Origin of the sequence: Rhodococcus sp. IEGM 1351 (genome assembly GCF_030056875.1) — a bacterium.
GTDB classification, from domain to species: Bacteria; Actinomycetota; Actinomycetes; order Mycobacteriales; family Mycobacteriaceae; genus Rhodococcus_F; species Rhodococcus_F opacus.
On sequence record NZ_JASHKU010000006.1, the window covers coordinates 240,412 to 264,459 of the forward strand.

General features: G+C 66.9%; 20 protein-coding genes. 15 read left to right on the plus strand and 5 right to left on the minus strand.

The window, feature by feature from the left end; all coding sequences use genetic code 11:
• Positions 1 to 189: 189 nt before the first annotated feature.
• The 5 genes from QM806_RS13160 to QM806_RS13180 all read left to right on the plus strand — a co-directional run bounded on the left by QM806_RS13160 (position 190) and on the right by QM806_RS13180 (position 5,150).
• A complete protein-coding gene (locus QM806_RS13160; RefSeq protein ID WP_037203356.1) occupies positions 190 to 1,422 on the plus strand; it encodes a dihydrolipoamide acetyltransferase family protein in 1,233 nt (410 codons plus the stop codon).
• Positions 1,422 to 2,795: a dihydrolipoyl dehydrogenase gene (gene lpdA, locus QM806_RS13165; protein WP_269591006.1), complete on the plus strand. Its 1,374-nt coding sequence runs from the start codon at positions 1,422 to 1,424 to the stop codon at positions 2,793 to 2,795. Before QM806_RS13160 ends, lpdA begins: the two co-directional genes overlap by 1 nt.
• A 160-nt stretch (positions 2,796 to 2,955) precedes the next feature.
• Positions 2,956 to 4,083 (plus strand): RNA-guided endonuclease InsQ/TnpB family protein, encoded by a 1,128-nt coding sequence (locus QM806_RS13170; protein ID WP_005254615.1) that lies wholly within the window; start codon positions 2,956 to 2,958, stop codon positions 4,081 to 4,083.
• Positions 4,084 to 4,199: 116 nt separating this feature from the next.
• Positions 4,200 to 4,616 (plus strand): TIGR03667 family PPOX class F420-dependent oxidoreductase, encoded by a 417-nt coding sequence (locus QM806_RS13175; protein ID WP_283291666.1) that lies wholly within the window; start codon positions 4,200 to 4,202, stop codon positions 4,614 to 4,616.
• A gap of 99 nt (positions 4,617 to 4,715) precedes the next feature.
• On the plus strand, positions 4,716 to 5,150 hold the full coding sequence (locus QM806_RS13180; protein ID WP_269591003.1) for a VOC family protein: 435 nt from the start codon (positions 4,716 to 4,718) through the stop codon (positions 5,148 to 5,150).
• Positions 5,151 to 5,162: 12 nt separating this feature from the next.
• On the opposite strand, the gene QM806_RS13185 is transcribed toward QM806_RS13180, so the two are convergent.
• A complete protein-coding gene (locus QM806_RS13185) occupies positions 5,163 to 5,999 on the minus strand; it encodes a nucleotidyltransferase domain-containing protein (RefSeq protein WP_283291669.1) in 837 nt (278 codons plus the stop codon).
• Positions 6,000 to 6,037: 38 nt separating this feature from the next.
• Between QM806_RS13185 and QM806_RS13190 the strand changes: the two genes are divergently transcribed.
• Positions 6,038 to 6,433 (plus strand): VOC family protein, encoded by a 396-nt coding sequence (locus QM806_RS13190; protein ID WP_054247932.1) that lies wholly within the window; start codon positions 6,038 to 6,040, stop codon positions 6,431 to 6,433.
• 8 nt (positions 6,434 to 6,441) lie between these two features.
• Here QM806_RS13190 and QM806_RS13195 read toward each other — a convergent pair whose 3' ends face one another.
• On the minus strand, positions 6,442 to 7,587 hold the full coding sequence (locus QM806_RS13195) for an FUSC family protein (protein WP_005561707.1): 1,146 nt from the start codon (positions 7,585 to 7,587) through the stop codon (positions 6,442 to 6,444).
• Positions 7,588 to 7,896: 309 nt separating this feature from the next.
• Here QM806_RS13195 and QM806_RS13200 point away from each other — a divergent pair, with 309 nt between their 5' ends.
• Positions 7,897 to 10,269, plus strand: a complete 2,373-nt coding sequence (locus QM806_RS13200) for an arylsulfatase (protein ID WP_283291672.1) — start codon at positions 7,897 to 7,899, stop codon at positions 10,267 to 10,269.
• A 51-nt stretch (positions 10,270 to 10,320) separates the two neighbouring features.
• On the opposite strand, the gene QM806_RS13205 is transcribed toward QM806_RS13200, so the two are convergent.
• Positions 10,321 to 11,403, minus strand: a complete 1,083-nt coding sequence (locus tag QM806_RS13205; protein WP_283291757.1) for a M48 family metallopeptidase — start codon at positions 11,401 to 11,403, stop codon at positions 10,321 to 10,323.
• A 333-nt stretch (positions 11,404 to 11,736) separates the two neighbouring features.
• Between QM806_RS13205 and QM806_RS13210 the strand changes: the two genes are divergently transcribed.
• From QM806_RS13210 to QM806_RS13230, 4 genes are all read left to right on the plus strand, one after another.
• Entirely contained in the window at positions 11,737 to 14,076 is a 2,340-nt protein-coding gene (locus QM806_RS13210; protein ID WP_210753128.1) for a thiamine pyrophosphate-binding protein, read from the plus strand.
• Between the two features lie 180 nt (positions 14,077 to 14,256).
• The gene (gene kdgD, locus QM806_RS13215) at positions 14,257 to 15,171 is read left to right on the plus strand and encodes a 5-dehydro-4-deoxyglucarate dehydratase (RefSeq protein ID WP_005560844.1); all 915 of its coding nucleotides are present in this window, start codon (positions 14,257 to 14,259) and stop codon (positions 15,169 to 15,171) included.
• Between the two features lie 149 nt (positions 15,172 to 15,320).
• Positions 15,321 to 15,512 carry a hypothetical protein gene (locus QM806_RS13225; RefSeq protein WP_240482959.1) on the plus strand — a complete coding sequence of 64 codons (192 nt, stop codon included), beginning with the start codon at positions 15,321 to 15,323 and terminating at the stop codon, positions 15,510 to 15,512.
• A gap of 156 nt (positions 15,513 to 15,668) precedes the next feature.
• Positions 15,669 to 16,856 (plus strand): NAD(P)/FAD-dependent oxidoreductase, encoded by a 1,188-nt coding sequence (locus QM806_RS13230; protein WP_054247933.1) that lies wholly within the window; start codon positions 15,669 to 15,671, stop codon positions 16,854 to 16,856.
• 69 nt (positions 16,857 to 16,925) lie between these two features.
• Here the strand turns inward: QM806_RS13230 and solA are convergent, their stop codons facing one another.
• Complete coding sequence (solA, locus tag QM806_RS13235) at positions 16,926 to 18,062, minus strand: N-methyl-L-tryptophan oxidase (protein ID WP_054247934.1); 1,137 nt, start codon at positions 18,060 to 18,062, stop codon at positions 16,926 to 16,928.
• A gap of 365 nt (positions 18,063 to 18,427) precedes the next feature.
• Between solA and QM806_RS13240 the strand changes: the two genes are divergently transcribed.
• The 4 genes from QM806_RS13240 (at position 18,428) to QM806_RS13255 (ending at position 23,037) form a co-directional block, all read left to right on the plus strand.
• Complete coding sequence (locus QM806_RS13240; RefSeq protein WP_283291677.1) at positions 18,428 to 20,650, plus strand: thiamine pyrophosphate-dependent enzyme; 2,223 nt, start codon at positions 18,428 to 18,430, stop codon at positions 20,648 to 20,650.
• A 127-nt stretch (positions 20,651 to 20,777) separates the two neighbouring features.
• Positions 20,778 to 21,311 (plus strand): gluconokinase, encoded by a 534-nt coding sequence (locus QM806_RS13245; RefSeq protein WP_005254592.1) that lies wholly within the window; start codon positions 20,778 to 20,780, stop codon positions 21,309 to 21,311.
• On the plus strand, positions 21,308 to 22,081 hold the full coding sequence (locus tag QM806_RS13250) for an SDR family oxidoreductase (RefSeq protein ID WP_005567638.1): 774 nt from the start codon (positions 21,308 to 21,310) through the stop codon (positions 22,079 to 22,081). The genes QM806_RS13245 and QM806_RS13250 overlap by 4 nt, the downstream gene beginning before the upstream one ends.
• 26 nt (positions 22,082 to 22,107) lie before the next feature.
• On the plus strand, positions 22,108 to 23,037 hold the full coding sequence (locus QM806_RS13255) for a D-isomer specific 2-hydroxyacid dehydrogenase family protein (RefSeq protein ID WP_082359916.1): 930 nt from the start codon (positions 22,108 to 22,110) through the stop codon (positions 23,035 to 23,037).
• Here the strand turns inward: QM806_RS13255 and nac are convergent.
• Positions 23,031 to 23,948 carry a nitrogen assimilation transcriptional regulator NAC gene (nac, locus tag QM806_RS13260; protein ID WP_005254585.1) on the minus strand — a complete coding sequence of 306 codons (918 nt, stop codon included), beginning with the start codon at positions 23,946 to 23,948 and terminating at the stop codon, positions 23,031 to 23,033. The two genes, QM806_RS13255 and nac, sit on opposite strands and share 7 nt — an antisense overlap.
• Between the last annotated feature and the right edge of the window lie 100 nt (positions 23,949 to 24,048).

The following is a 24,048-nucleotide window of genomic DNA, read 5'->3' on the forward strand; positions in this document are numbered from 1 at the left end:
GGTTCGCTCACTGTTCGGCGCTCGGTGGCGCTCAGCCCTGTCGACGGTCGGCGCGGCCCGGGCGACCGCCGGGTCCTGCAGAACTCATGCCGGACATCGATCGTGTCAAGCGAGCAGGGCAGTGACCCGGCGGCACCTCGGGTGCATCGGCAGTCCATCTGAAACCACCGACACAAGGATGGTGCACCAGTGAGCAACCAGGTCTTCCTGCTCCCCGACCTCGGCGAAGGACTCACCGAGGCCGACATCGCCGAATGGAAAGTCCGGGTCGGCGACACCGTCACCGTCGACCAGGTGGTCGTCGAGGTCGAAACCGCGAAAGCCGCGGTCGAGGTGCCGATTCCCTTCGAGGGCACGGTAATCTCCCTGCACGGCGACGAAGGCTCGACGCTGCAGGTGGGCACCCCGCTGATCACCGTCAGTGGAACACCCGCCGCACACGAGCAGCATCGCGAAGAAGAACGAGCCGGCTCGGGCAACGTCCTGATCGGGTATGGCACCAGCGAGGACACGCGCCGGCGACGCCGGCGCGTCGGCGTGACACGCGAGCTCACACGGCCGGAACCGAACCGCGCCGGTGTTGCGCCACGGGTCATCTCGCCGGTCGTTCGCAACCTCGCCCGGAAGAACGGCCTCGACCTGTCGCGGCTGCCCGGGAGCGGTCCCGGCGGTGTGATCAACCGCGCCGACGTCGAGAAGGCACTCGCCGCGCCACCCGAGACGGCCGACGAACAGCGGATTCCGATCAAGGGCCTGCGGAAAGCAGTCGCCGACAAGCTCTCGACGAGCCGCCGTGAAATTCCGGACGCGACAACCTGGGTGGATGTGGACGCCACCGATCTCCTCGCCGCCCGCCGGGCAATCAATGCCGCCCTCGACGCCGACGCCGGCGTGAGCCTGATGGCCCTGCTCGCGCGTCTGGCCCTCGCGGCGCTGACGCAGTACCCGGAACTGAACTCGACCGTCGACACCGAACGCAACGAGATCGTCCGATACGGTCACGTCCACCTCGGCATCGCGGCGCAAACACCGCGAGGCCTGGTCGTCCCCGTGATCGAGAAGGCCGACTCGCTCACCACCGTCGAACTCGCCCGGCAGCTGCGGGACACGACGGAGCTGGCCCGTGAGGGGACGCTCCCGCCTGCGCGGCTGACGGGTGGCACGTTCACCCTCAACAACTACGGCGTCTTCGGTGTGGACGGTTCGACCCCGATCATCAACCATCCCGAGGCCGCGATCCTCGGTGTCGGCCGCATCGTCGACAAACCGTGGGTCGTGTACGGGCAGTTGGCCGTTCGGAAGGTCACGCAGGTGTCGTTGAGCTTCGATCACCGCGTGTGCGACGGCGGTGTCGCGGGCGGGTTCCTCAGATTGTTCGCCGACTACCTCGAGAACCCGATCACCGTGCTGGGGAGGCTCTGATGGCCGACACACACAGTGACGTCCTGATCCTCGGTGGCGGTTCCGGCGGCTACGCCTGCGCCTTCCGGGCCGCGCAGCTCGGCCTGTCGGTCACGCTGATCGAGGCGGACAAGATCGGCGGAACCTGCCTGCACCGGGGCTGTATCCCGACCAAGGCGCTGCTTCATTCCGCCGAGGTCGCCGACACCGCGCGGACCGGTGCCGCGTTCGGCGTGCGAACGACGTTCGACGGCATCGACATCGAGGCGGTGCACCAGTACAAGAACGGCACGATCGACCGGTTGCACAGGGGACTGCAGGGCCTGGTCGCCCAGCACAAGATCAACCTCGTGAACGGGTATGGAAAGTATCTCGGAGACAGGACGATCGAGGTGGACGGCACCCGGTACACCGGGACGTCCGTCGTTCTCGCGACCGGCTCCTACGCCCGGACGGTGCCGTCCATCGAACTCGGTGAGCGCATCGTCACCAGCGACGACGCATTGAATCTCGGGTTCGTCCCGAAGAGAGCCATCGTTCTCGGCGGTGGTGTGATCGGCGTCGAGTTCGCCAGCGTCTGGGCATCGTTCGGCGCGGAAGTGACTGTCGTCGAGGCGCTTCCCCACCTGGTTGCGGCGGAGGATCCGTGGTGCTCGAAGCAACTCGAACGCGCATTCCGCAAGCGCGGTATCGCCGCCCGCACTGGCGTGACCGTCGCGGCGGCGAAGGAAACCGCGGACGGCGTTCTCGTGGAACTCGACGGCGGCGAGACCCTCGAGGCGGAGATCCTGCTGGTGGCGGTAGGACGCGGACCGCGCACCGGCGACAGTGGATTCGCGGAACACGGAATCACACTGGACCGCGGGTTCGTCGTCACCGACGAGCGGCTGCGCACCCACGTCGACGGTGTGTACGCCGTCGGCGACATCGTGGCGGGACTTCAACTGGCGCACCGCGGATTCCAACACGGGGTATTCGTGGCGGAGGAGATCGCCGGCCTCGATCCCGTTCCCGTGGCCGAGCATCTCGTTCCGCGGGTGACGTACTCGCACCCCGAGGTCGCGTCCGTCGGCCTCACCGAGGACGCCGCCCGCGAACGGTACGGCGACGTCACGTCCGTCGTATACGACCTCGCGGGCAACGGCAAGAGCCAGATTCTGAAGACGTCGGGTGGGATCAAGGTCGTCCGAGCCGGCGACACCGGACCGGTGGTCGGTGTGCACATGGTCGGCGACCGCGTCGGCGAGCTGATCGGTGAGGCCCAACTGACGGTCGCCTGGGAAGCCCTGCCCTCCGACGTCGCGCCGTTCGTCCACGCGCACCCCACCCAGAACGAAGCGCTGGGCGAAGCGATGCTGGCGTTGTCGGGGAAGCCGCTGCACGCGCACGGCTGAACGCATTCGATCCGCGTCGGGGAAGATCGCGCACCGGTCCGCGGTTGATACCGGTTGATCCGTGAGTCTTTCGGCGCAAATCCGGTCCTTCAGGTCCGGGTGAGCCGATCTGGTTTTGTCGGACTGTGTGGCTAGTGTCTGGGTTATGGCGGGGAGGGTGGTGAGGCGGGCGTTCAAGTACCGTTTCTATCCGACTGCGGTGCAGGCGGAACAGCTTGCTCGGACGTTCGGGTGCACCCGGTATGTCTACAACCGGGCGTTGGCGGAGCGGACGCGTGCCTGGTCGCAGGAGCGGCGTCGGGTGACCTATGCGGATACCTCGAAGATGCTCACCGGATGGAAGCGGGATGCCGAGACGGAGTGGTTGTCGGAGCCGTCGAAGGGGCCGTTGCAGGAGGCGCTGCGGCAGTTGCAGGGTGCGTTCGACAGGTTCTGGCGCAAGCAGGCCGGCTACCCGAAGTTCAAGAGGAAGGGCCAGTCGAAGGATTCGGCGACCTACTATTCGAACTGCTTCACCTACCGCGGCCGGCAGATCCGGTTGGCCAAGCAGTCCGAACCCCTGGATATCCGGTGGTCGAGGCCGCTACCGGAGGGGGCCACGCCGTCGCAGGTGACGGTGTCGCGTAATACACGAGGTCAATACCACATCTCGATCCTCGTCGAGGACACGATCACCGAGCCCCCGTCGACCGGTCGGGTGGTCGGGCTCGACGCCGGGATCACCAGCCTCTACACGCTCTCGACGGGGGAGAAGATCACCAACCCGCGACACGAGCGCACGGACCGTGAGCGGCTGGCGAAGGCGCAGCGGGTGCTGGCCAAGAAGCAGAAGGGATCCCGGAACCGGGCCAAGGCCCGACTGAAGGTCGCGAAGATTCATGGTCGGATCGCCGATCGGCGCCGCGACTATTTGCACAAACTCTCCACTCGGCTGGTGCGCGAAAATCAAGTGATCGCCATCGAGGATCTGAGTGTGCGGAACATGGTGAAGAATCGGTCGTTGTCTCGGGCGATCTCGGATGCGGGTTGGTCCGAGTTCCGGTCGATGCTCGAGTACAAGGCCGACTGGTGCGGGCGGCGGGTGGTGGTGATCGACCGGTTCTATCCGTCGTCGAAGACCTGCTCGGTGTGCGGGGCAATCGCCTCGACGATGCCGCTGACCGTGCGGGAGTGGACGTGCCGATGCGGCGCCGTTCACGATCGGGATGTGAACGCGGCAAGGAACATTTTGGCCGTCGGACTGACGGTGGCAGCCTGCGGAGACGGTGTGAGACCGCCCCGCACATAACGTGCGGGCAGGCGACTGTCGGTGAAACAGGAACCTCGAGACGCGAGTCCCGAGGGGATTCTCGGTCGTTCACGGCCGAGAGGAAGTCAACATCGGAAACGACACAGCAGAACGCAATGACTCTTTCAGCGTCCGCGATCACCGAATCCGTTGCCGACCGGCTGGGCCACGAAGCCATCGTGTGGCTGACGACCATCGGTCGCAACGACACACCGGTTCCCACCCCGGTGTGGTTCAGCTGGTCGGGCACCGAATTCCTGATCTTCAGTCGACCGGGCACCGCCAAGCTCGCGAACATCGGCAGGAATCCGCAGGTCGCGCTCAATTTCAACCGCAGCCCCACGGGCGGTGACGTGTCGGTGTTCACCGGGAAGGCGCACGTCGACGCGGACGGTCCCACGGCGGAGGAGTGGGAGACCTACGTCGAGAAGTACCGCGAGCACATGGCCGGTCTGGACTACACGCCCGAGAAGTTCCGACAGGACTACTCGACGCTCGTCCGCGTCACCCCGGACCGGTTGCGCGGCTGGTAACCCCGAGTTCTGGGCAGAACGACGGCAACGACGTCCCCGATGCGCCACCATCTGATGCGGAGCAATCTCGCTCCCCACCTATACGGAGGAACTCGCATCATGGACTGGACACTTGAAGTGGTCGTTCTGCCCGTCAGTGACATCGATCGTTCCGTCGCGTTCTACCGCGACAAGCTCGGATTCCATCTCGACCACGACACCACCAACGAGCACATGCATGTCGTTCAGCTGACCCCCACCGGTTCGGGCTGCTCGATCGTGATCGGCGACCTCCCGTCGCACACGGAGATGGCACCGGGGTCGATGAGGGGACTGCAGTTGGTGGTCGCGGACGCCGCCGCGGCCCGCCAGGAGTTGCTCGATCGAGGTGTCGAGGTCAGCGAGATCACCGTGTTCGACGAGCGTGACGGGGGAACTTTCTTCGGATTCGCCGATCCCGACGGCAATACGTGGGCGGTCCAGCAGATCAAGGCGCGGGCGGAGAAGCCGCTGATTCCGGTCGAGGCCCGCGGGCGGTTCGGGGAGAACGGTTGAGGGTTCGCACGCTCACGTCAGGGGACAGGCGTTCCGGGTGTCGTCGACGAGTTGTTCGGCCAGGGTGAGGGCGGCGGTCAGTTCGTCGGGCGTCGTTCCGAGCCGACCGAAGACGGCGTGAGCGCGAGCGGTGAAGTCGGTGGGTGCGTTCGGCAGGGCACCGGCGGCGGCCACAGCCCCCTTCTCGTTGATCACCCAGCGCCGGGCATGCGCGTGGAGGGCGTGCGCGCACAGGCACACCGTGCGAAACAGGCAACCCGCCACATACGTCGCATCGGCACGCGGGATCGCCTTGCGGGCCAGCATGGTGACGAAGTCCGCCTCCCACAGTCGCCGCACCAGGGCTTCACGCAGGAGGTCCGGGTAGTGCTGCATGTGGGCGTGGAGCGCAGCGATGCGTCCGGACGGATCGGCGAGGATCACCGCCGACGCGAGTTCGCCCGCGTACGCGAAGTCCGCGAACCCGAACGGGTGTCCGGTCTGGGCGTGAAACCGGTACACACCCTGCTGGGTGTCCTGCCACACCGCGGTCACCCGGTCGAGGTCGCGGTACAGCCAGTCGACCGCCCGGCCGTCGATCGACAGCCACGCACCACCGTCGACCCACGGTCCCCACTCACCCGTCCGGGTCGCCGATGCCCCGGCACCCGCCCACTCCCGCGCGAGGTCGTTCAGCCCGTCGGTGTCGAGGGCCCCGCGGTAGTAGACGCCCAGGTCGTAGTCGGATTCCGCCGTGTGTGTCCCTCGGGCGCGGCTGCCGCCGAGGGTGACGCCGACGACGCCGTCGACGCGGCACAAGCGTTCGGCAAGGGGTCGCAATGTCAGGTCCTCGAAATCCACACCCCACATCGTCCACACCGGCCCGGCGCAGCGGATAAATTCGGTTCATGCTCATCTTGGGAACGACCGTGATCGGGGCACGCGACGTTCGGCGTGCAACCAGGTTCTGGACCGAGGCACTCGGATTGACTGCGCTCCCGCCCGTCGGCGACAACGGCTTCACCAACCTGACGCAGCCCGACGGCCGGTCACTGCTGGCGATCCAGCAGAGCGAACACGACGCGGAACCCGAACCGCGACTGCACCTCGACCTGCACGCCCGCGACAGCGCGGATCAGGCCGCGGAAATCGAACGGCTCGTCGGTCTCGGCGCGCAGCGGGTGCCGTGGGACCGGTACCCCGAGGAATCGGACTTCGTCGTGCTGGAGGACACCGAGGGCAACCGGTTCTGCGTCATCGACAACTCTCGCGCGCCGGAACAGTGCCGGCTCGAGATGTCCTGAGTCTTGCTCTACGCGGCGCCCGCGTAGTGGGCGGGGCGGGGCAGCATCGGCCGGCAGACGGCGCGGGGGATGCCGCACACTTCGAAGAAGTCGATGACGATGGACCGGACCTGCGCGGAGACGACCGCTGCGGAGAACCCTGCCGAGATCTCCTGCTGCGGCAGTGAGCGCGCGAATCGCTCGAGTTCGTCGCTGATCTGGATTTCGTTGGGCTTCTTCGCGGGAGTCGCGAGAATCATCAGCCGCATCCGGTCGGCGAGGTGCGCCAGCTCGGAGATGGCGTCCGCCAACTGCGGGTCGACTCGTTCGCCGTCGTAGGTGGCGATCAGGGCGCGCCGCACCAGGACCCGGGTGTTGCGTGCGGCGTTGTCGATCGGGTCGGCAATCGATGCCAGCCGGCCGATGCGGCGTCGCCCCCGCCAGTGAATCGGTGAGATCCGGGCCACCTCGGATCCGGAGCGGAGTTCGACGCGCATGCTGTCGATGGTCGACTGCGTCGAACGGGCAAGTGCGAGAGCATCCTCCAGCGCGGAGATGTCGCCGGCGGCGAGTCCCTTCGACGTCTGCCGGAGGGCTGCGGCCACGCTGTCCAGCACAGCGGCGGCGCACCGGCGCGTCCGCCGCACAGGGTCGGTGGGCAACACAGACAGCGCCACCAGGCTGAGCGCACCCCCGATCAGTGCGTCCACGACACGATCGAACGGGTGCGCGGCGGTCGCGGATGCCATGGCCGCGACCAACGCCGCCGACGAACCTGCCTGCAGGACGATCACCGAACCACCGTCGAGGAGCACCGCAAAAGACATCGCCACAGCCACCACGAGGCAGATCTGCCACGGCCCGTTGCCGATGTACCGCACGACGACGTCCGAGACGATCGTTCCGATGGTGACACCCGCGATCAACTCGCCGGCCCGACGACTGCGGGCACCCCGCGCGACGCTCAGGCACACTACCGCCGCCAACGGAGCCAGCAGCGGCTGCTCGTGTCCGGCCACCTCGACCGACACCCACCACGCCGCCCCCGCGGTGACCGCCGTCTGCGCGATCGGCACCAGGTACCCCGCGAAGCGAAGCAACGCGGCGTGCACTGACGGCAGAGCCGTGGAGCCGACCCTTCGGAGAAAGGCGAGTATCGAGATGAGCTGGAGCACAGTGGTACAGCTTTCTGGACGGTCACACGTGGGCAGGAGCACATTCTGTAGAGCCTGCCGACACCGACGACCGCCGGTGGACAAGCCTTCGCAAAGCTTGTCCTGGATTTCTTACGCCGGTGTAAAAGTCGCCGCTTTCATAGCGCAGATCACGTTTTCCATCTCGTTTCGGGCGATTCAGGTCACAGCCGACTGCTGAACGTGGCTTGAAATCTTCGTGATTCAAACCACTCACCGCCATCACGAGCGACCGTACGATTTCCCCACATATGTGGGGAATCTGTCTCCGTGAGTGAAGGGGTTGCACGCGTGCCCGAAGTGGAAAGTGACCGAATCCGTGGTGTTGCAGGTCAGCAGCAGCTCCCTCCGGGTGCGCGAGGGTACGACGGATTCGGCGGGTATGTCGGGCGGACGAGTGCGGAGTCGACGCCGTGGTGGGCGCCGGAGACGAAAGCCCCGGCCGGTGCACCGAACATCGTGGTCATCCTCATCGACGACATGGGCTACTCGGACATCGGACCGTTCGGCTCCGAGATCGACACCCCCAACCTGAACCGGCTCGCCGACAGCGGCTACCGGCTGTCGAACTATCACACCACCTCGGTCTGCTCACCCGCTCGCGCGGCGCTGCTCACCGGCCTGAACCCGCACCGCGCCGGCTACGGCAGCGTCGCCAACTTCGATCCCGGCTTCCCCGGACTGCGAATGGAACTTGCCGACGACGCGCTCAGCCTCGCCGAGATTCTGCGCGCGAACGGGTATGCCACGCACGCGGTCGGCAAGTGGCATCTCGCGCGTGACACCAACCTCGCGCCGGGCCGCACCCGCGACTCCTGGCCCCTGCAGCGTGGATTCGACAGCTACTACGGTTCGCTCGAAGGGTTGAATTCGTTCTACTACCCGAACGAGCTGATCTCGGACAACTCCGTCGTCGACGTCGAGGAGTATCCGTCGGACTACTACGTCACCGACGACATCACGGACAAGGCCATTTCGCGCATCAAGAGCCTGCGCGCCCACGACGCCGACAAGCCGTTCTTCCTGTACTTCTCGCACATCGCGATGCACGGACCCCACCAGGCCAAGCCCGAAGACCTCGCCAAGTACCGCGGCCGCTACATCGAGGGCTGGGACGCAGTGCGACGCAACCGCTTCGACGAACAGCTCGAGGCAGGGTTCTTCCCGCCCGGCACCCAGATGACCGAACGCAACACCGAACCCGGCTACGACGCGCCGCCGTGGGACGAGCTCACCGAAGAGGAGCAGCTGCGGTTCGCCCGGTACCAGGAGGTCTACGCCGCGATGGTCGACAGCATCGACCAGAGCGTGGGCCGGGTACTCGACACCCTCGACGAACTCGGCGAGACCGACAACACCATCATCGTGTTCACGTCCGACAACGGGGGCACCGCCGAGGGTGGCGCAGCGGGAACACGGTCGTACTTCAGTCAATTCGTGCACGGGCCGGTCCCGTCGGACTGGGTGCGCGACGTTCCGCACGACGAGGAACTGATCGGCTCGGAGAAGATCGGCGTCCACTACCCGCGCGGCTGGGGACAGGCGTCGAATACCCCGTTCCGATTCTACAAGGGTCAGACGTTCGCCGGTGGTGTCCGGGTGCCGTTCCTGCTGTCCTGGCCTACCGGTCTCGGGCGCGCCGACGGTGACACCGGATTGCGCAAGCACTACTCGTACGTCACCGACATCACCCCGACCCTCCTGGATCTCGCCGGACTCGAGACTCCGAGCCACCGGAACGGGCTTCCCGCCCAGGAGCGTGACGGTGTCAGCATCGCCGACATCCTGCGGGACGCTGCGCAGCCCACACCCCACACGGAGCAGTACGCCGAGTTCGGCGGTCACCGCGGGTTCTACCGAGACGGTTGGAAACTGCTGTCGCTGCACACGGATCCGACCCGGGTCGACGATCCACAATGGCAACTGTTCGACGTGGAATCCGATCCGGCCGAGACCGCGGACGTCGCGCATCTCTTCCCCGAGAAGGTGCGCGAACTCGCCGAGGCGTGGGATCGGGCGGCGTGGCACAACACCGTGTTCCCGATCCTCAACGACCGCAAGGCCGTGCAGCAGCGACCGGACGAGCGTCGCCTCGCGGAGCCGGTGAAGATCCTCGCAGGCACGCCGACTCTGGAACGCTATCGGTCCAGTGTGCTGATTCAGTACCGCGACTTCACCATCGACGTCGCCACCCACCCGATCGCCGCAGGCGACGAAGGAGTCCTCGTCGCCCACGGTGACCCGCACGGCGGATACGTCCTCTACGTCGAGGACGGCCGGATCGTATTCGCGGTCAACAGCTACGGCCGCGTCGCACACACCTCCGCGCCCCTCGGCGCGGAACTGGTGGGCGTGCAGGTGCGGGGGGAGGCCACCGAATCCGTCCGGTGGAACTTCACCGTCGCCCTCACCGACTCGGCCGGGGTCACCACCGGCGTGGCCACCCTCGACGACCAGTTCCAGCTGGTCGGCATGGCGCCGTGGACCGGGATCTCGGTGGGCGTCGACGCCCGCGGACCCGTCGTGTGGGATCTGCGCGAACGCCGCGGAACGTTCCGATTCACCGGCAGACTGCGGTCGGTCACTTACACGCCCGGCCCCGTGCGGGTGCCCGAACCGGTCATCCAGGAGGTCGAGGAGCTGGCCGAGGCGATGGCCGACTGACCGGATCGGTCGGGCGCGCGAAACCGCGCCCGACCTCCGGTGGACTCGCGGCTAGCTGTCGCCGTCGGAATCCTTGTTGCCGTCGGAATTCCTGCGCCAGTGCGTGAACCGCTCCTTGATGTCCGCCGCGACGTCGCCGACGCCGTTGCCGACGGCGTCCACGGTGGTGCCCAGTCCGCTGCCGATCTCACGGAGCATGCGGATCAGCGGGTCGTTCGAGGTGTCGAAATTCTGTTTGTACGATTTCGCGGCCTTACGGAATTCTTCGGTGATCTTGGCATCGTCATCCTCGCCGCGGCGCGGGTATTCGCCACGCAGGATGGCTGCGTAGGCGCCGCTGTCCACCCACTTCTTCAACTCGGCGGCACGCAGCACCGAGAACGGATGGGTGAGCAATTCGATGTTGAGGAGCTTGAGGACACCGTCGCGCAGGTCGCCGCTGGCGTCGTACTCCGCGGCCTGGGCCAGGAAGGCGTCGGTGTCGATCTCGCTCACCCGAGAGCCGCCTGCCAGTTTCAGCTGCACGCGGAGGGCTGTGTGGACGTCCTGCCCGCACAGCAATCCGGCACGGTCGCCGGACAGTTCCGATTTGCGCTGCCATTCCATGAGCGCGGCGATGATCGCGCGCAGCGCCCACCCGCCGATCGGAATCCAGCCGATGGTCCCGGCCAAGCGCATCAGATGCATGAGGATCGTGCGATACACCGCGTGCCCGGACAGCGCGTGCCCGAGTTCGTGGCCGATGATGAACCGCTGCTCCTCGTAATTCATGACGTCCAGCAGTCCGGTGGTGACCACGATGAACGGACGGTCCATGCCGATGGTGAAAGCGTTCACGACCGGGGTCTGCAGCACGAACAGCTCAGGCGTTTCGTCGGCGCCGAGAATGCGCACGCAGTCGCTGCGGAGGTCGTGGAGATCGCTGAACTGCCGTTCGTCGACGCGCACGGACGTGGCCAGGTACATCAGCCGGTGCTGGCGCTCCTGCAACAGACCCGGGATGGTCCGGAAGACCGTGTCGAACCCCTTCAAGGTGCGCAGGGTGACGAGCGCCGCCCGATCCGCCGGGTGCTCCCACGCACGCGAGCTGATCTCCGGGAACGCCGTGCGAACACGGTCTGGTGTGGTGGTCAAGCTTTCCCCCTGGGTCGGTGTGCGCGGTGCGGTGCCCTCCCGGTCAGGGTAGCGCCGGAGGTAGCGGCGGCGGTCGTGCTGGGCATTTTGCCAACCGCCGACCACGGCGGCTGCTCCGAACATGCGCAGGATGCTCAAACGTGACGCTCGGTATTGCTCAAAGTGCGTTCCGGTGGTCGACTGTTGTGTGAGATCTGCACACGAGACCTCGAAGATGCGGTGAGGTCGGTTCCCACAGGTCCGCCTGCCCGTCACCGCCGATCCGCCTCGCTCACGAACTGGGCCGAGGAGGATCGGATTCGGTGCCAGGAACTCACAGGCAAGGACGAAGCAATGAACGACGCCCGTACGATCGACAACCACACGGCGCAGCTCACCCCGCGCGCGGCCACCCCGGAAGCGCTCGTGGAGATCGAGAAGCGGGTGCTGTGGCTGTCGACATCGATGATCCACCACGCCAACCGGGTTCGCCCGAATCCGACAGGATTGAAGGTGGGCGGCCATCAGGCGTCGTGCGCGTCGATGGTCTCGATCATGACGTCGTTGTGGTTCGAGCAGCTCCGGCCAGGTGACCGGGTGTCGGTCAAACCCCATGCCTCGCCGGTGCTGCACGGCATCAACTACCTGCTCGGTGAGCTGGACGAGAAGTATCTGACGACGTTGCGGGAGTTCGGTGGCCTGCAGTCGTACCCGAGCAGGTTGAAAGATCCTGATCCGGTGGACTATTCGACAGGTTCGGTCGGGATCGGTGCGACGGCCCCGATCTGGGGTGCCATCGCCCGCCGCTACGTGAACACCCAGATCGGTTCGGCGGGGACGGGCCGGCAGTACTCCCTCGTCGGTGACGCCGAACTGGACGAGGGCGCGGTGTGGGAGGCGATCCTCGACACCTCCGTCGCCGAACTCGGTGAGATCGTGTGGATCGTCGACCTGAACCGGCAGTCCCTGGACCGGGTGGTGCCGAACATCGCCGCGGGCCGGCTCGAGGCCATGTTTGCTGCCGCCGGGTGGCAGGTGATCACCGTGAAGTTCGGGACCCTGCTCGAGTCGCTGTTCACCCGGACCGGCGGGCCGGCACTGCGGACCCGGATCCTGGACATGCCCAACCCCGAATACCAGCGGCTGCTGCGGTGCAGTGCCGAGCAGGTGCGGGTGCGGCTGCCCGGGGACGGCCCCGATGCGGCCGCGATCGCGTCGCTGATCGCCGACCTCGACGACGACACCCTGCTGCGGGCGATCCGCAACCTCGGCGGCCACGACCTCGACGCCCTGCGCGCCGCGTACGCGCAGATCGACGACACCCGCCCGACGGTGATCATCGCCTACACGATCAAGGGCCGCGGCCTGCCGACGCAGGGGCATCCGCAGAACCATTCGTCGCTGCTGACGGTGGAGCAGTACGAACAGCTGGCCGCCGAGCTGGGCATGGACCCGGCGCACCCGTGGGCCCGGTTCGAGCCCGGCAGTGCGGCGGGCCGGGTGTGCGCCGCGACCGCAGACAGATTGAGGCGGGAGAAGGTCGAATTCGGCACACCGCCCGCGGTCCCGGCGGACATCGGCCGCACCCCGTCGGGGACGTCCACCACCCAGGCCGCGCTGGGCCGGGCGTTGCTGGACCTGTCCCGGGAGTCCCCCGACGCTGCGAAACGGGTGGTCACGGTCAGCCCCGACGTGTCCTCGACCACGAACCTTGCCGGGTGGCTGAATAAGGTCGGGGTGTGGTCGCCGCACGAGCGCCGCAACTGGTTCGACGACGACGCCGAGACGATCATGCACTGGCGGGAAAAGCCCACCGGGCAGCACATGGAACTCGGCATCGCCGAGACGAACCTCGTCGGGCTGATGGGTGAGCTCGGCGCGACATGGAGCCGGTGGGGGCAGCCGCTGTTCCCGATCGGGGTGATGTACGACCCGTTCGTCGAACGCGCCCTCGAGCCCTGGTCCTATGGGATCTATGCGGGTGGGCAGTCGATCCTGGTCGGCACCCCGTCCGGGGTGACCCTCGCCGCGGAGGGTGGGGCGCATCAGTCGATCAAGACCCCGTCGATCGGCCTCGAACAGCCCGGCTGCGTCAGCTACGAACCCGCGTTCGCGATCGACGTCGAGTGGACGCTCCTCGACAGCATCAGCCGGCTGGGCCGGCCCGATGGCACCTCGTCGTATCTGCGGCTGTCGACCCGCCCGGTGGATCAGACCCTGGCCGCGGTGCCGTCAGATCCCGCCGCCCGGGAGCGCCGCCGCCGTCAGGTGGTCGCCGGCGCGTACACCCTCCGGCACAGCGACCATCCGGCGGTCACCCTGGTCGGCATGGGCGCCATGATCACCGAAACCCTCACCGCCGCCGACCGGTTGGCAGAACAGGGGATTGCGGCCGACGTCGTGTGCGTGACCAGTCCCGGGTTGTTGTTCGAGGCGGTCCAGGCCCGCCGCGGACTCGCCGACGGCCCGTCCTGGATCCTCGACCAGGTGTTCCCCGCCGACCGGGCGGCACCGATGGTGACCGTCCTCGACGGGCACCCGCACACCCTGGCGTACCTGACCGGGATCAACCACGTTCCCTGTGCTGCGCTCGGTGTCAGCAAGTTCGGGCAGGTCGGTTCCCTCGACGACGTCTACCGCTACCACGGCATCGACACCGACAGCATCGTCCGCGCCGCCCTCGACCTCTCCTGAACGAACGGGACGCTCGTTGCGTCAGATCGAACGAGCTTCCCGTTCGTCCAGGGAGCGCAATACCTTTTGGGTATCAAAAGATCCAGAACTAGTGTTGGACTTGAATGGTTGACGCTCCTAGCCTTGGGGACACAGCGCGCACCGACGGTGACGCGATTGCGAACGAGGAGAACGAAACCCATGGCCACTGCGTCCCCCCACGAGATCGCCCACAAGCTCGGCTCCGGTCTGTTGTCGTTCCCGGTCACCCACTTCAAGAATGACCACTCGTTCGACGAGGCCGCGTACCGCGAGAACATCGGCTGGCTCGGACAGTTCGACGCCTCCGGGTTGTTCGCCGCGGGCGGCACGGGCGAATTCTTCTCGCTCACCCCGCCCGAGGTGGAGCAGGTGGTCCGCGCCGCAGTGCAAGAGGCACCCGACGGTCTCCCGGTGATCGCGCCCGCCGGCTACGGCACTGCGACCGCCGTGCAGATGGCCCGGTCGGCCGAGAGTGTCGGCGCGCACGGCATCCTGCTGCTGCCCCCATACCTCACCGAGGCGAGCCAGGACGGTCTCGTCGCCCACGTCAAAGAGGTGTGTGCCGCAACCACTCTCGGTGTGACAATCTACAGTCGCGCCAACGCCGTCTACACCGAGGCCGCCGTCGCGGAACTCGCGGACAGCTGCCCGAACCTGGTCGGGTTCAAGGACGGGGTCGGCAACATCGAGCAGATGACCCGCATCTACGCGAGTCTCGGCGACCGGCTCACCTACATCGGCGGACTGCCCACCGCCGAGATGTTCGCACTGCCCTATCTCGCACTCGGCGTCACCACGTACTCCTCGGCCATCTACAACTTCGTGCCCAAGTTCGCGCTCGACTTCTACAACGCACTCCGCAGCGGAGACAACGCGTTCGTCATCAACGCGCTCAACGAGTTCGTGATCCCGTACTGCAACCTGCGCAACAAGAAGCAGGGTTACGCGGTCAGCATCATCAAGGCAGGCATGACGGTGATCGACCGACCCGCAGGCCCCGTCCGCGCGCCGTTGACCGACCTCGACGCCGTCGAACTGGCCGAGCTCGCCGACCTGATCAAGAAGGTGAGCTGAGCCGCACCGTCCGCGGATTCACCATCGGAGAACGCCATGACACTCACCGCAGCACGTGCACAACTCGCCCTCGACCTCGTGCGGCGCCATGCCGCGACACTCGACACGGCCGTCGCCGTCAGCGTCGTCGACGACGCCGGAAATCTGATGTGCTGCTCCCGGTCCGACGGCGCCGCCGCGGCGTGGTCCCCGCGTGGACACCACACCCGGCCGACAAGCCCAGTGCGGTCGGCATACTCGCGGTCGCGACCTCCGTCAGTGGTGCCGGGTCACGCATCGTCGAGACCGTCATCGACGAGATCCACCGGTTCGACGAGCGACACCGCCGCAACATTTCGTGACACCGGTCCCGGCTGCGACCGTTGCCCCGCTGGAAAAGTCGTCTGTGACTATCTCGTCGCCCGCAGTGCCACATAGACTTGCCCGGTCGTGGCTTCGCGCAAGGCGTCAACTTCCTCGGACATCGGAACGTCGCGAGATGAAGGATAGGGAATGCGATGATGAATTTTCGACCCGTCACCCAGTGGGACTCGGTGAGCGCCTGGGACGACGACCCGGTGGTCGCGTCGTGGAACGGTCTTCCGGTGTTGGAACAGAACGTCACGGCCGACGTGTGTGTCGTCGGCCTCGGCGGGTCGGGTCTCGCGGCGATCGGCGCCCTGGTCGAACGGGGGCTGCAGGTTGTCGGCGTCGACGCCGGGCGGGTCGCGGCAGGCGCGGCGGGGCGCAACGGCGGCTTCCTCCTGGGCGGCCCGGCGACGTTCCTCCACTCGTCCCTCACGACCTGGGGGACGTCGTCGGTCGATCTCTATCGCGCAACTCTTCTCGAGTTGGACCGGCTTGCCGAGTTGCTGGGTCCGGAGGTCATCGCACGGACGGGTTCCATTCGCCTCGCCGGATTGCCCGGCGAACCTGTCGACGACGCCGAGGCCGCCGACCGTGTGGCGGAACTCGCGGATTGCGCAGCACTGGAAACGGTGCTGCGTGACAACGACATCGCTGTCGAAGAATACGACGGCGAGCTCGGGCGCGGCCTGTTTCTGCCCGACGACGCGGCAATGAACCCCTCCCGTCGAGCTCTGGGGTTGGCGTCACTCCTTCGGGGGCGGGCCGACCTGTACGAGCATTCGGCTGTCACCGACGTGGAAAGTGGAAGGGTGACAACAGAACACGGTTCGATCAGTGCGCCTGTCGTCATTGTCGCGGTGGACGGCAAACTCGAACAGGTCCTCCCGGTCTTGCAGGGGCGCGTCCGGACGGCACGCCTGCAAATGCTCGGGACGGCGCCGGGGCTGCCCGAACGCCTGCCGTGTCCTGTGTACGGACGCTGGGGATACGACTACGCGCAGCAAGCGAAGGATGGGCGCCTGTTCGTCGGGGGCGGGCGAGACCGTTTCGTCGACACCGAGTGGACATTCGACACGTCACCCACTCCGGATGTCCAGGGCTACATCGAACGAGTAGCGGAACGTATGGCGGGCAAGCCCGTCGACGTCGTTCGGAGATGGGGTGCGTCCGTGAGTTACACCACCGACGGTCGACCCCTCTGCTCCGAGGTTCTTCCCGGTGTCATCGCCATCGGTGGGTACAACGGGACGGGAAACCTGGTCGGTCCCGTCGCTGCCCGCGCGGCTGTGGCACTGGCACTCGACTCGACGACACCCCCGGTGTACTTCTCCGCCTAGCCGGCGAGGGGGAGGGCCGACGGCCCTCCCCCCTCGATCGCAACCGCGCGAACGCCGGATTCCGGTGCGTCAATCCGCGAATCGGTTGACGTCGAACAGCTCCAAGGAGAATTCGGGGGTCGAGCCACAACTGAGATCGGCGGCGATCTCCCCGATCACCGGTGCAAATTTGAAACCGTGACCAGAGCACGCGGAAACGACTGTCACGTTCCTGTAGGCGGGTGGATTTCCGATGACGAAGTGCCCGTCGGGTGTGTTCGTGTACATACACACCGCGGCCCGAACGGGGCGCGAACTCAATCCCGGCAGGTAATGACGAACGAGGTCCCGCAACGGAGCGGTGTCCTCGTCATGGACCACCCGATCCAGCTCGTCAGGGTCGGTCTCGCGCCCGCCGAGATGGAGCGCGATCTTGACCGTCTTGCCGTCCATGGTGGGGAAGCCGTACCACGTACCCTCCGGGCTGTCCCTCAGGAATATCGGGAACCGGTCCGGCCCGAACTGCGTCGGATCTTCGGCTGGGAACCATGCGAGGATCTTGCGCTCCACAGTCAAGGGGAGCTGGGCTTCTGGGAGAAGGCCGGGAATCCAGGCGCCGGCCGCGACCACGACGCGGTCGGCTCGAATGACCTCTTCGTCGAGCCGCACGAGCACCGTGTCACCGGGACCGTCCTCGATACCCAGGACGCGGCTCTCGGGACGCACGGAGGCACCCAGTTCGCACGCACGGCGCACGGCACCGGTGATTGCCAACTCCGGCCTTATCACGCCGGCGTCCTTCTCCCAGATGGCCGTATCTCCCTCACGCAATCGCTGAGTGGGAAACCGGGCACTGAACTCGGCCGGGTCGAGAATCTCCTGTGTGAGGGCATGCACCTTGGCCGCTTCGAGGGAGCCACCCACAATCACGCCGGTCGACGGGCCGATACTGAGGCCCCCGGTCATCGTCAGGACGGGTTCGCCGGTTTGCTCACCGAGTTCCCGCCAACCTCGGAGTGCGGCTCGGAGCATCGGGACATACGCGGGATCCTCATGATATGCAGTTCTGAAGATGCGCGACTCGCCGTGTCCGGAGCCACGATCGTGCCCGGGAGTGAACTGCTCGAGACCGACGGCAGGAATACCGCGCTCCGACAGTCGCCACATGATTGCGGAGCCCATGGTGCCGGTACCGATCACGGCGACATTGGTTCTCGTCGTGATCATCGACCGCGCACCAGCGTGTATTCACCAGCGGGGGAATTGGTCATGATCACAGTGGCCTCTCGAATGTGCAGTAGGTTCGCGGAGTCGGACCCGGAGGTCTGTCCCGGCAGATAGTGGTGCCGTCGCGCGCCCACTACCTGCCGATGACATGTTGCCATCCCGCGACTCCACTCCAGTGTCGCCGAACGTCATGTGCTCGAACATCGGAGCCGGAGGCGGAGCGCCCGCAGAGACACCGCGACCCCAGTATTCGTTATGGTGACGGTCGCGACCCGGCGCGAGGACCAGTCGACCTGTCGGTGAAGCATCGAGACTCTGATTCTGCGACTCTTGCCCGCTGATCGGCGCCACAGGATGATCTAGGGATGGCCGAACAGATCGACGACTACTTCACCTCTGTCGTGTCGGGGCTGACCCCCGGGGAGAGCCGCCCCGGCGTCGGTCCGGAGGATCCGATTCAGCCGCTGTTCCCGTTGTCGGTGCGGGGCGCGCTGAACCTCTTCGACGCCCAGCTCGGCAGCAGGCATCTCGATCTGGCGGCCCGCTGGCTGCGGTCGCGGGGCAAGGGTTTCTACACGATCGGTTCGTCCGGGCACGAGAGCAACGCCGCCGTCGCGGCCGCGCTGCGACCCACCGATCCCGCTCTGCTGCACTACCGTTCCGGTGGTTTCTTCCTGGCGCGGGCGCAGCAGGTGGATGGCAGCGATCCGCTGCGCGACGTCCTCCTCGGTCTCGTGGCCGCGACGGAGGAGCCGATCTCGGGTGGTAGGCACAAGGTGTTCGGCCGCCGCGACCTCAACATCATTCCCCAGACCTCGACCATCGCTTCGCATCTCCCGCGCGCTGTCGGTGTCGCCTTCTCCATCGCCCGCTCGGAGAAGTTGCACGTGCCCTCGCCGTGGCCGGCCGACGCGGTCGCCGTCTGTAGCTTCGGGGACGCGTCCGCGAACCACTCCACCGCCGTCGGTGCCATCAATACCGCGGTGCACGCCGCCTACCAGGGGTTGCCGTTGCCGCTGCTGCTGGTGTGCGAGGACAACGGAATCGGGATCAGCACCAGGACTCCGCAGGGCTGGATCGCCGCGAACTTCGGTGACCGGGCGGGGCTCGAGTACTTCGAGGCGGATGGCTCCGACCTGTCGGCGGCGTATGCGACGGCGAGAGATGCCGCCGACTGGGTCCGCAGGCACCGGAAGCCCGCGTTCCTGCACCTGCGCACCGTCCGGTTGATGGGGCATGCCGGCTCCGATGTCGAGACCGCGTACCGGACATCAGCGGAGATCGCCGCCGACTTCGACCGCGACCCAGTGCTGTGCACGGCGAAACTGCTGGTCGAGCGAGGACACCTGAGCCCCACTGATGCCCTCGACCTCTACGAGCAGAAGCGTGCCGAGGTGCTCGAACTGGCCGAGCAGGCCGGTGAGCTACCTCAACTGGACAGTCCCGCGGCGGTGATGAAACCGCTCACCGACAGTGCCGTCGAGGCCGCCGCGGCCGTGCCGGAGCGCGTCGACTCGGACCGTCGCGCGCAATTCATCGGATCCCCGCTTCCCGAGGATGAAGGTCGGCTCACCACCGGTCTCGCGATCAACCGCGCACTGCTCGACGTGCTGGCCCGCTACCCCGAGGCGCTGGTGTTCGGTGAGGACGTGGCCCGCAAGGGTGGGGTCTACGGGGTGACCCGGGGTCTGATGAAGAGGGCCGGGTCGGCGCGCGTGTTCGACACGCTCCTCGACGAGCAGGCGATCCTAGGGCTCGCGCTGGGCGCGGGGGTGTCCGGACTGTTGCCGATCCCGGAGATCCAGTACCTGGCGTATCTACACAATGCCGCCGATCAGATCCGCGGGGAGGGTGCGACGTTGCAGTTCTTCTCCGACCGTCAGTACCGCAATCCGATGGTGGTGCGGGTCGCGGGATACGGGTATCAGAAGGGGTTCGGTGGGCATTTCCACAACGACAACGCCGTCGCCGCGTTGCGTGACATCCCCGGCATCGTCGTGGCCTCCCCGGCTCGCCCCGACGACGCCGCGGCCATGATGCACACGTGCGCGGCGGCCGCGCGCACCGCGGGGGCGGTGTGTGTGTATCTGGAACCCATTGCGCTGTATCACACCCGGGATCTGTACGAGGACGGTGACGAGCAGTGGCTGGCCGCGTATCCGGATCCGGTGAAGCGGGCCGAGAACCATGTGCCGATCGGCTCCGCCCGCACGTACGGTGACGGTACCGACCTGACCATCGTCACGTTCGGCAACGGGGTCCGGATGAGCCTGCGGGTCGCGCGCCGGCTCGAGAAGGCGCACATCGCCGTGCGTGTGGTGGACATGCGGTGGCTCGCACCGCTACCCGTGCACGACATCCTCCGGGAGGCGAACGCCACCGGACGGGTGCTCGTCGTCGACGAGACCCGCACATCGGGGGGAGTGTCCGAAGGCGTGGTCGCGGCACTGGTCGACGACGGCTTCACCGGGCCGCTCGCACGCGTCACGAGCGACGACAGCTTCATCCCGCTCGGCGATGCCGCACTCGAGGTCCTGCTCTCGGAGGACACCATCGAGGCCGCGGCGGTCAAACTCGTGAGCCGGTAGCATCCGTATCCCTCGCGCTTCGCTATGACGGCAACGTCAACCGGTATCCCCTCCGCCATTGCCAAGCAGTTGTCCGGTCGGGCATGTTCGAACTGCATCTCTCCATACCGGCGGACAGGAACATTTCATGAGTGGCGATCAGCGACCCCACATCGTGGTGATGGGGGTGACCGGCTGCGGGAAGACGACAGTCGCGCAGCAACTTTCCGAACTGACCGGCCACCGGTTCCTCGACGCCGACGATCTGCATCCACCGTCGAACGTCGAGAAGATGGCCGCCGGTATCCCGCTGACCGACGACGACCGGGCGCCGTGGCTCGCAGTCGTCCGTGACCGACTGCGGGAACTGTCCGATCAGGGACGCCGTGGTGTGGTGGCGTGCTCGGCGCTACGGCGGAGCTACCGGGACATCCTCCGCGACGTCTCCGACCCGGTACTGTTCGTCCACCTCACGGGAGAGCGGGAGGTCATCCACGGCCGGATGCAGGCGCGGAACGGGCACTTCATGCCACCTGCCCTGCTCGATTCCCAGTTCGCGCTCCTCGAGCCGCTCGACGCCGACGAGTTCGGAGTGGTCCTGGACGTCGCTCCGGCGCCGGACGCGATCGCCCGGGCCGCCGTCGAATACCTGCACGAAGAACGAAAGGTCGTCACACAGTGAGTTCGCACGGGAGTTTCGATGTCGAGGGCAAGATCGCGCTCGTCACGGGGTCGAGTCGAGGAATCGGCTTCGCACTCGCCAACGGACTCGCCGAGGCCGGTGCGGAGGTCGTGCTCAACGGGCGGGACGCCGACGCCCTCGCACGCAGCCGCGACGAGATCGTCCGCGCCACCGGTGCGACAGTCCACACCTGCGCCTTCGACGTCACCGCTCCCGAGGAGGTCGCCGCCGCCGCGCAGCGGGTCGAGAACGAGATCGGTCCCGTCGAGATCGTCGTGAACAACACCGGCGTCCAGCACCGCAGCCCACTGCTCGAGTTCGGCGACGACGACTTCCGTCGCGTGCTCGACACCAACCTGAGCAGCGCCTTCTTCGTCGGCCGCGAGTTCGCGCGGGCGATGGTCGGGCGCGGGCACGGGAAGATCGTCAACATCTGTTCCGTCCAGAGTGAACTCGGCCGGGCGGGCATCGCCCCGTACGCCGCGAGCAAGGGCGGGCTGAAGATGCTCACACGCGGAATGTGTGCGGACTGGGCACCATTGGGGCTGCAGACCAACGCCATCGCGCCCGGATACTTCGATACCCAGCTCACCGAGGCGCTCGTGAACGATGCCGAGTTCAGTGCATGGCTGACCAAACGCACGCCCGCCGGGCGGTGGGGGCGCACCGAGGAACTCGTGGGCGCACTGCTCTTTCTCTCGTCGCCGGCGTCGGACTTCGTCAACGGCCAGATCCTGTACGTCGACGGCGGCCTGACCGCCGTCGTGTGATCCCCACCCGACCGACTCGAAAGACCATGATGCAGAACACCGCAACGCCCCGAATTCACCTCGGACCGAACCCTGACACCGCCCTGATGCGCGGGATCGAGCGGGGCGGAGGAATACTCGCCCCGCTCGACGACGCCGAAGCCGTGGTGTGGGCGCAGGGCCCCGACACGTTCCCGGCGCAGTTGCCGGATTCGGTGCGCTGGGTGCAACTCCCCTCGGCGGGTGTGGAGCCGTGGATCTCCGCGGGGATCGTCGACACCGAGCGGACGTGGACGTCCGCGGCCGGCGCCTACGCCGGTAACGTCGCGGAACACGGAGTCCTGCTGCTCCTGGCCGGGGTCCGTGCCCTCCCCGAGCAGGTGCGCGCGACCTCCTGGCGCAAGGCCGAATTCGACCCGCAGGTGGGCACGCTGCGCGGGGCGACGGTCGCCATCGTCGGGTGCGGTGGCATCGGTCGCGCGATGATCCCGCTGCTCGACGCGTTCGGGGCGCAGGTGCTCGCCGTGACCCGTTCGGGAACCCCGGTCCCGGGTGCAGTCGAGACGCTGCCGTCCGATCGCACGTCGGAAATCTGGTCCAGAGCCGATCATTTCGTCATCGCCGCACCGGCGACGGCGGCGACCGCGCAGATCGTCGACAAGGACGCGCTCGTGCAGATGAAATCGACGGCGTGGATCGTCAACGTGGCGCGCGGCTCCCTCATCGACACCGCGGGGCTCGTCGACGCACTGCGGGCCGGGTCGATCGGCGGGGCCGCACTCGACGTCACCGACCCCGAACCCCTTCCCGACGGACACCCGCTCTGGACCCTGCCGAACGCCATCATCACCCCGCACGTCGCGAATCCGGCGACGGGGCTGACGCGGCTGCTTGCCGATCACGTCGCGACCAACGTCGAACGCTTCGCTGCCGGAGCGCCTTTGATGGCGCCGATCGACCCGAGCCGAGGTTACTGAATGCCTCGGTCGGCTTCCGAGCTGGTCCGGATGTAGTTGGCGACGACACTGCGTAACACCTCGCGTACCGCCTCGGCAGGTCCCGAGAGCGGCTGATTGGCGGGTGTTCCGAGGGAGACCTGGACTTCGATGGTCGGTTCGATGCGGCGGAGTTCCAGGTTCTCCACATTCATGATGCGGCGTGCCACGGAGAACGGTAATACCGTCGCGCCCAGACCGTTTCGGACCGCCTGCGCCATGAGGGTCACCGATTCCACTTCGCCGACCACCCGCGCGTGCTCGAAGGCGTGTTCGTAGGCCTGCTCCACCACTTTGCGGATGGTGTGCATCGGGCCCGGCAGCAGCAGCGGCAGGTCGACGAGGTCCTTGATGGCCACGGCGGTCCCGGTGTCACCGGGCAGACCGGTGCCGGCCGGGGCGACGACCATCAGCTCCTCGGTGAGAAGGCGCTCGAAGTTGACGCCCTTGATCGGCCCGGCGTCGTAGAGCAGCGCCATGTCCATGCGGCCGGTCATCATGGCCTCGCTCAGCACACCGCCGAAGTTCTCGTTGATGTGCAGAAGGATGCTGGGGTACCGCGACCGCACCGCGGTGAGCAGCGGTAACGCGATGGAACTCACGGTGCTGTAGGGTGCGAGCCCGACGGAGACACCGCCTGCCAGTTCTCGACCGACGACGCTCACCTCGGCTTGCGCGCTCTCCACCTGCCGCAGGATCACCTGCGCGTGCCGGTACAGCGCGCGCCCCGCATCGGTGGGTTCCACTCCCTGCTTGCTGCGGATCAGCAGCTGCTGACCGAAGTGCGTCTCCAATGCCGTCATCTGCTGGCTCAGTGCCGGCTGGGCGATGTGCAGAATGTCGGCCGCCCGCGTGATGCTTCCGGCGTCGACGATGCGGACGAATGAGAACAAGCGTCGGGTATCCACGAGCGATCTGCCTTTCTGACGATGCGACGACGCAAGCACGCCACGGTTTCGACAAGGTTGCCGGGCGGAAACACCGCCGTAGCCA

Bases quoted from the DNA above. Each gene is read 5' to 3' on its own strand.
- QM806_RS13245 (WP_005254592.1), top strand. From the start codon at position 20,778: ATGAGTGGCGATCAGCGACCCCACATCGTGGTGATGGGGGTGACCGGC.
- QM806_RS13210 (WP_210753128.1), top strand. From the start codon at position 11,737: ATGAACGACGCCCGTACGATCGACAACCACACGGCGCAGCTCACCCCG.
- QM806_RS13185 (WP_283291669.1), bottom strand. From the start codon at position 5,999: ATGTGGGGTGTGGATTTCGAGGACCTGACATTGCGACCCCTTGCCGAA.
- QM806_RS13230 (WP_054247933.1), top strand. From the start codon at position 15,669: ATGATGAATTTTCGACCCGTCACCCAGTGGGACTCGGTGAGCGCCTGG.
- QM806_RS13255 (WP_082359916.1), top strand. From the start codon at position 22,108: ATGATGCAGAACACCGCAACGCCCCGAATTCACCTCGGACCGAACCCT.
- solA (WP_054247934.1), bottom strand. From the start codon at position 18,062: ATGATCACGACGAGAACCAATGTCGCCGTGATCGGTACCGGCACCATG.
- QM806_RS13190 (WP_054247932.1), top strand. From the start codon at position 6,038: ATGCTCATCTTGGGAACGACCGTGATCGGGGCACGCGACGTTCGGCGT.
- QM806_RS13240 (WP_283291677.1), top strand. From the start codon at position 18,428: ATGGCCGAACAGATCGACGACTACTTCACCTCTGTCGTGTCGGGGCTG.
- QM806_RS13175 (WP_283291666.1), top strand. From the start codon at position 4,200: ATGACTCTTTCAGCGTCCGCGATCACCGAATCCGTTGCCGACCGGCTG.
- lpdA (WP_269591006.1), top strand. From the start codon at position 1,422: ATGGCCGACACACACAGTGACGTCCTGATCCTCGGTGGCGGTTCCGGC.
- QM806_RS13180 (WP_269591003.1), top strand. From the start codon at position 4,716: ATGGACTGGACACTTGAAGTGGTCGTTCTGCCCGTCAGTGACATCGAT.
- kdgD (WP_005560844.1), top strand. From the start codon at position 14,257: ATGGCCACTGCGTCCCCCCACGAGATCGCCCACAAGCTCGGCTCCGGT.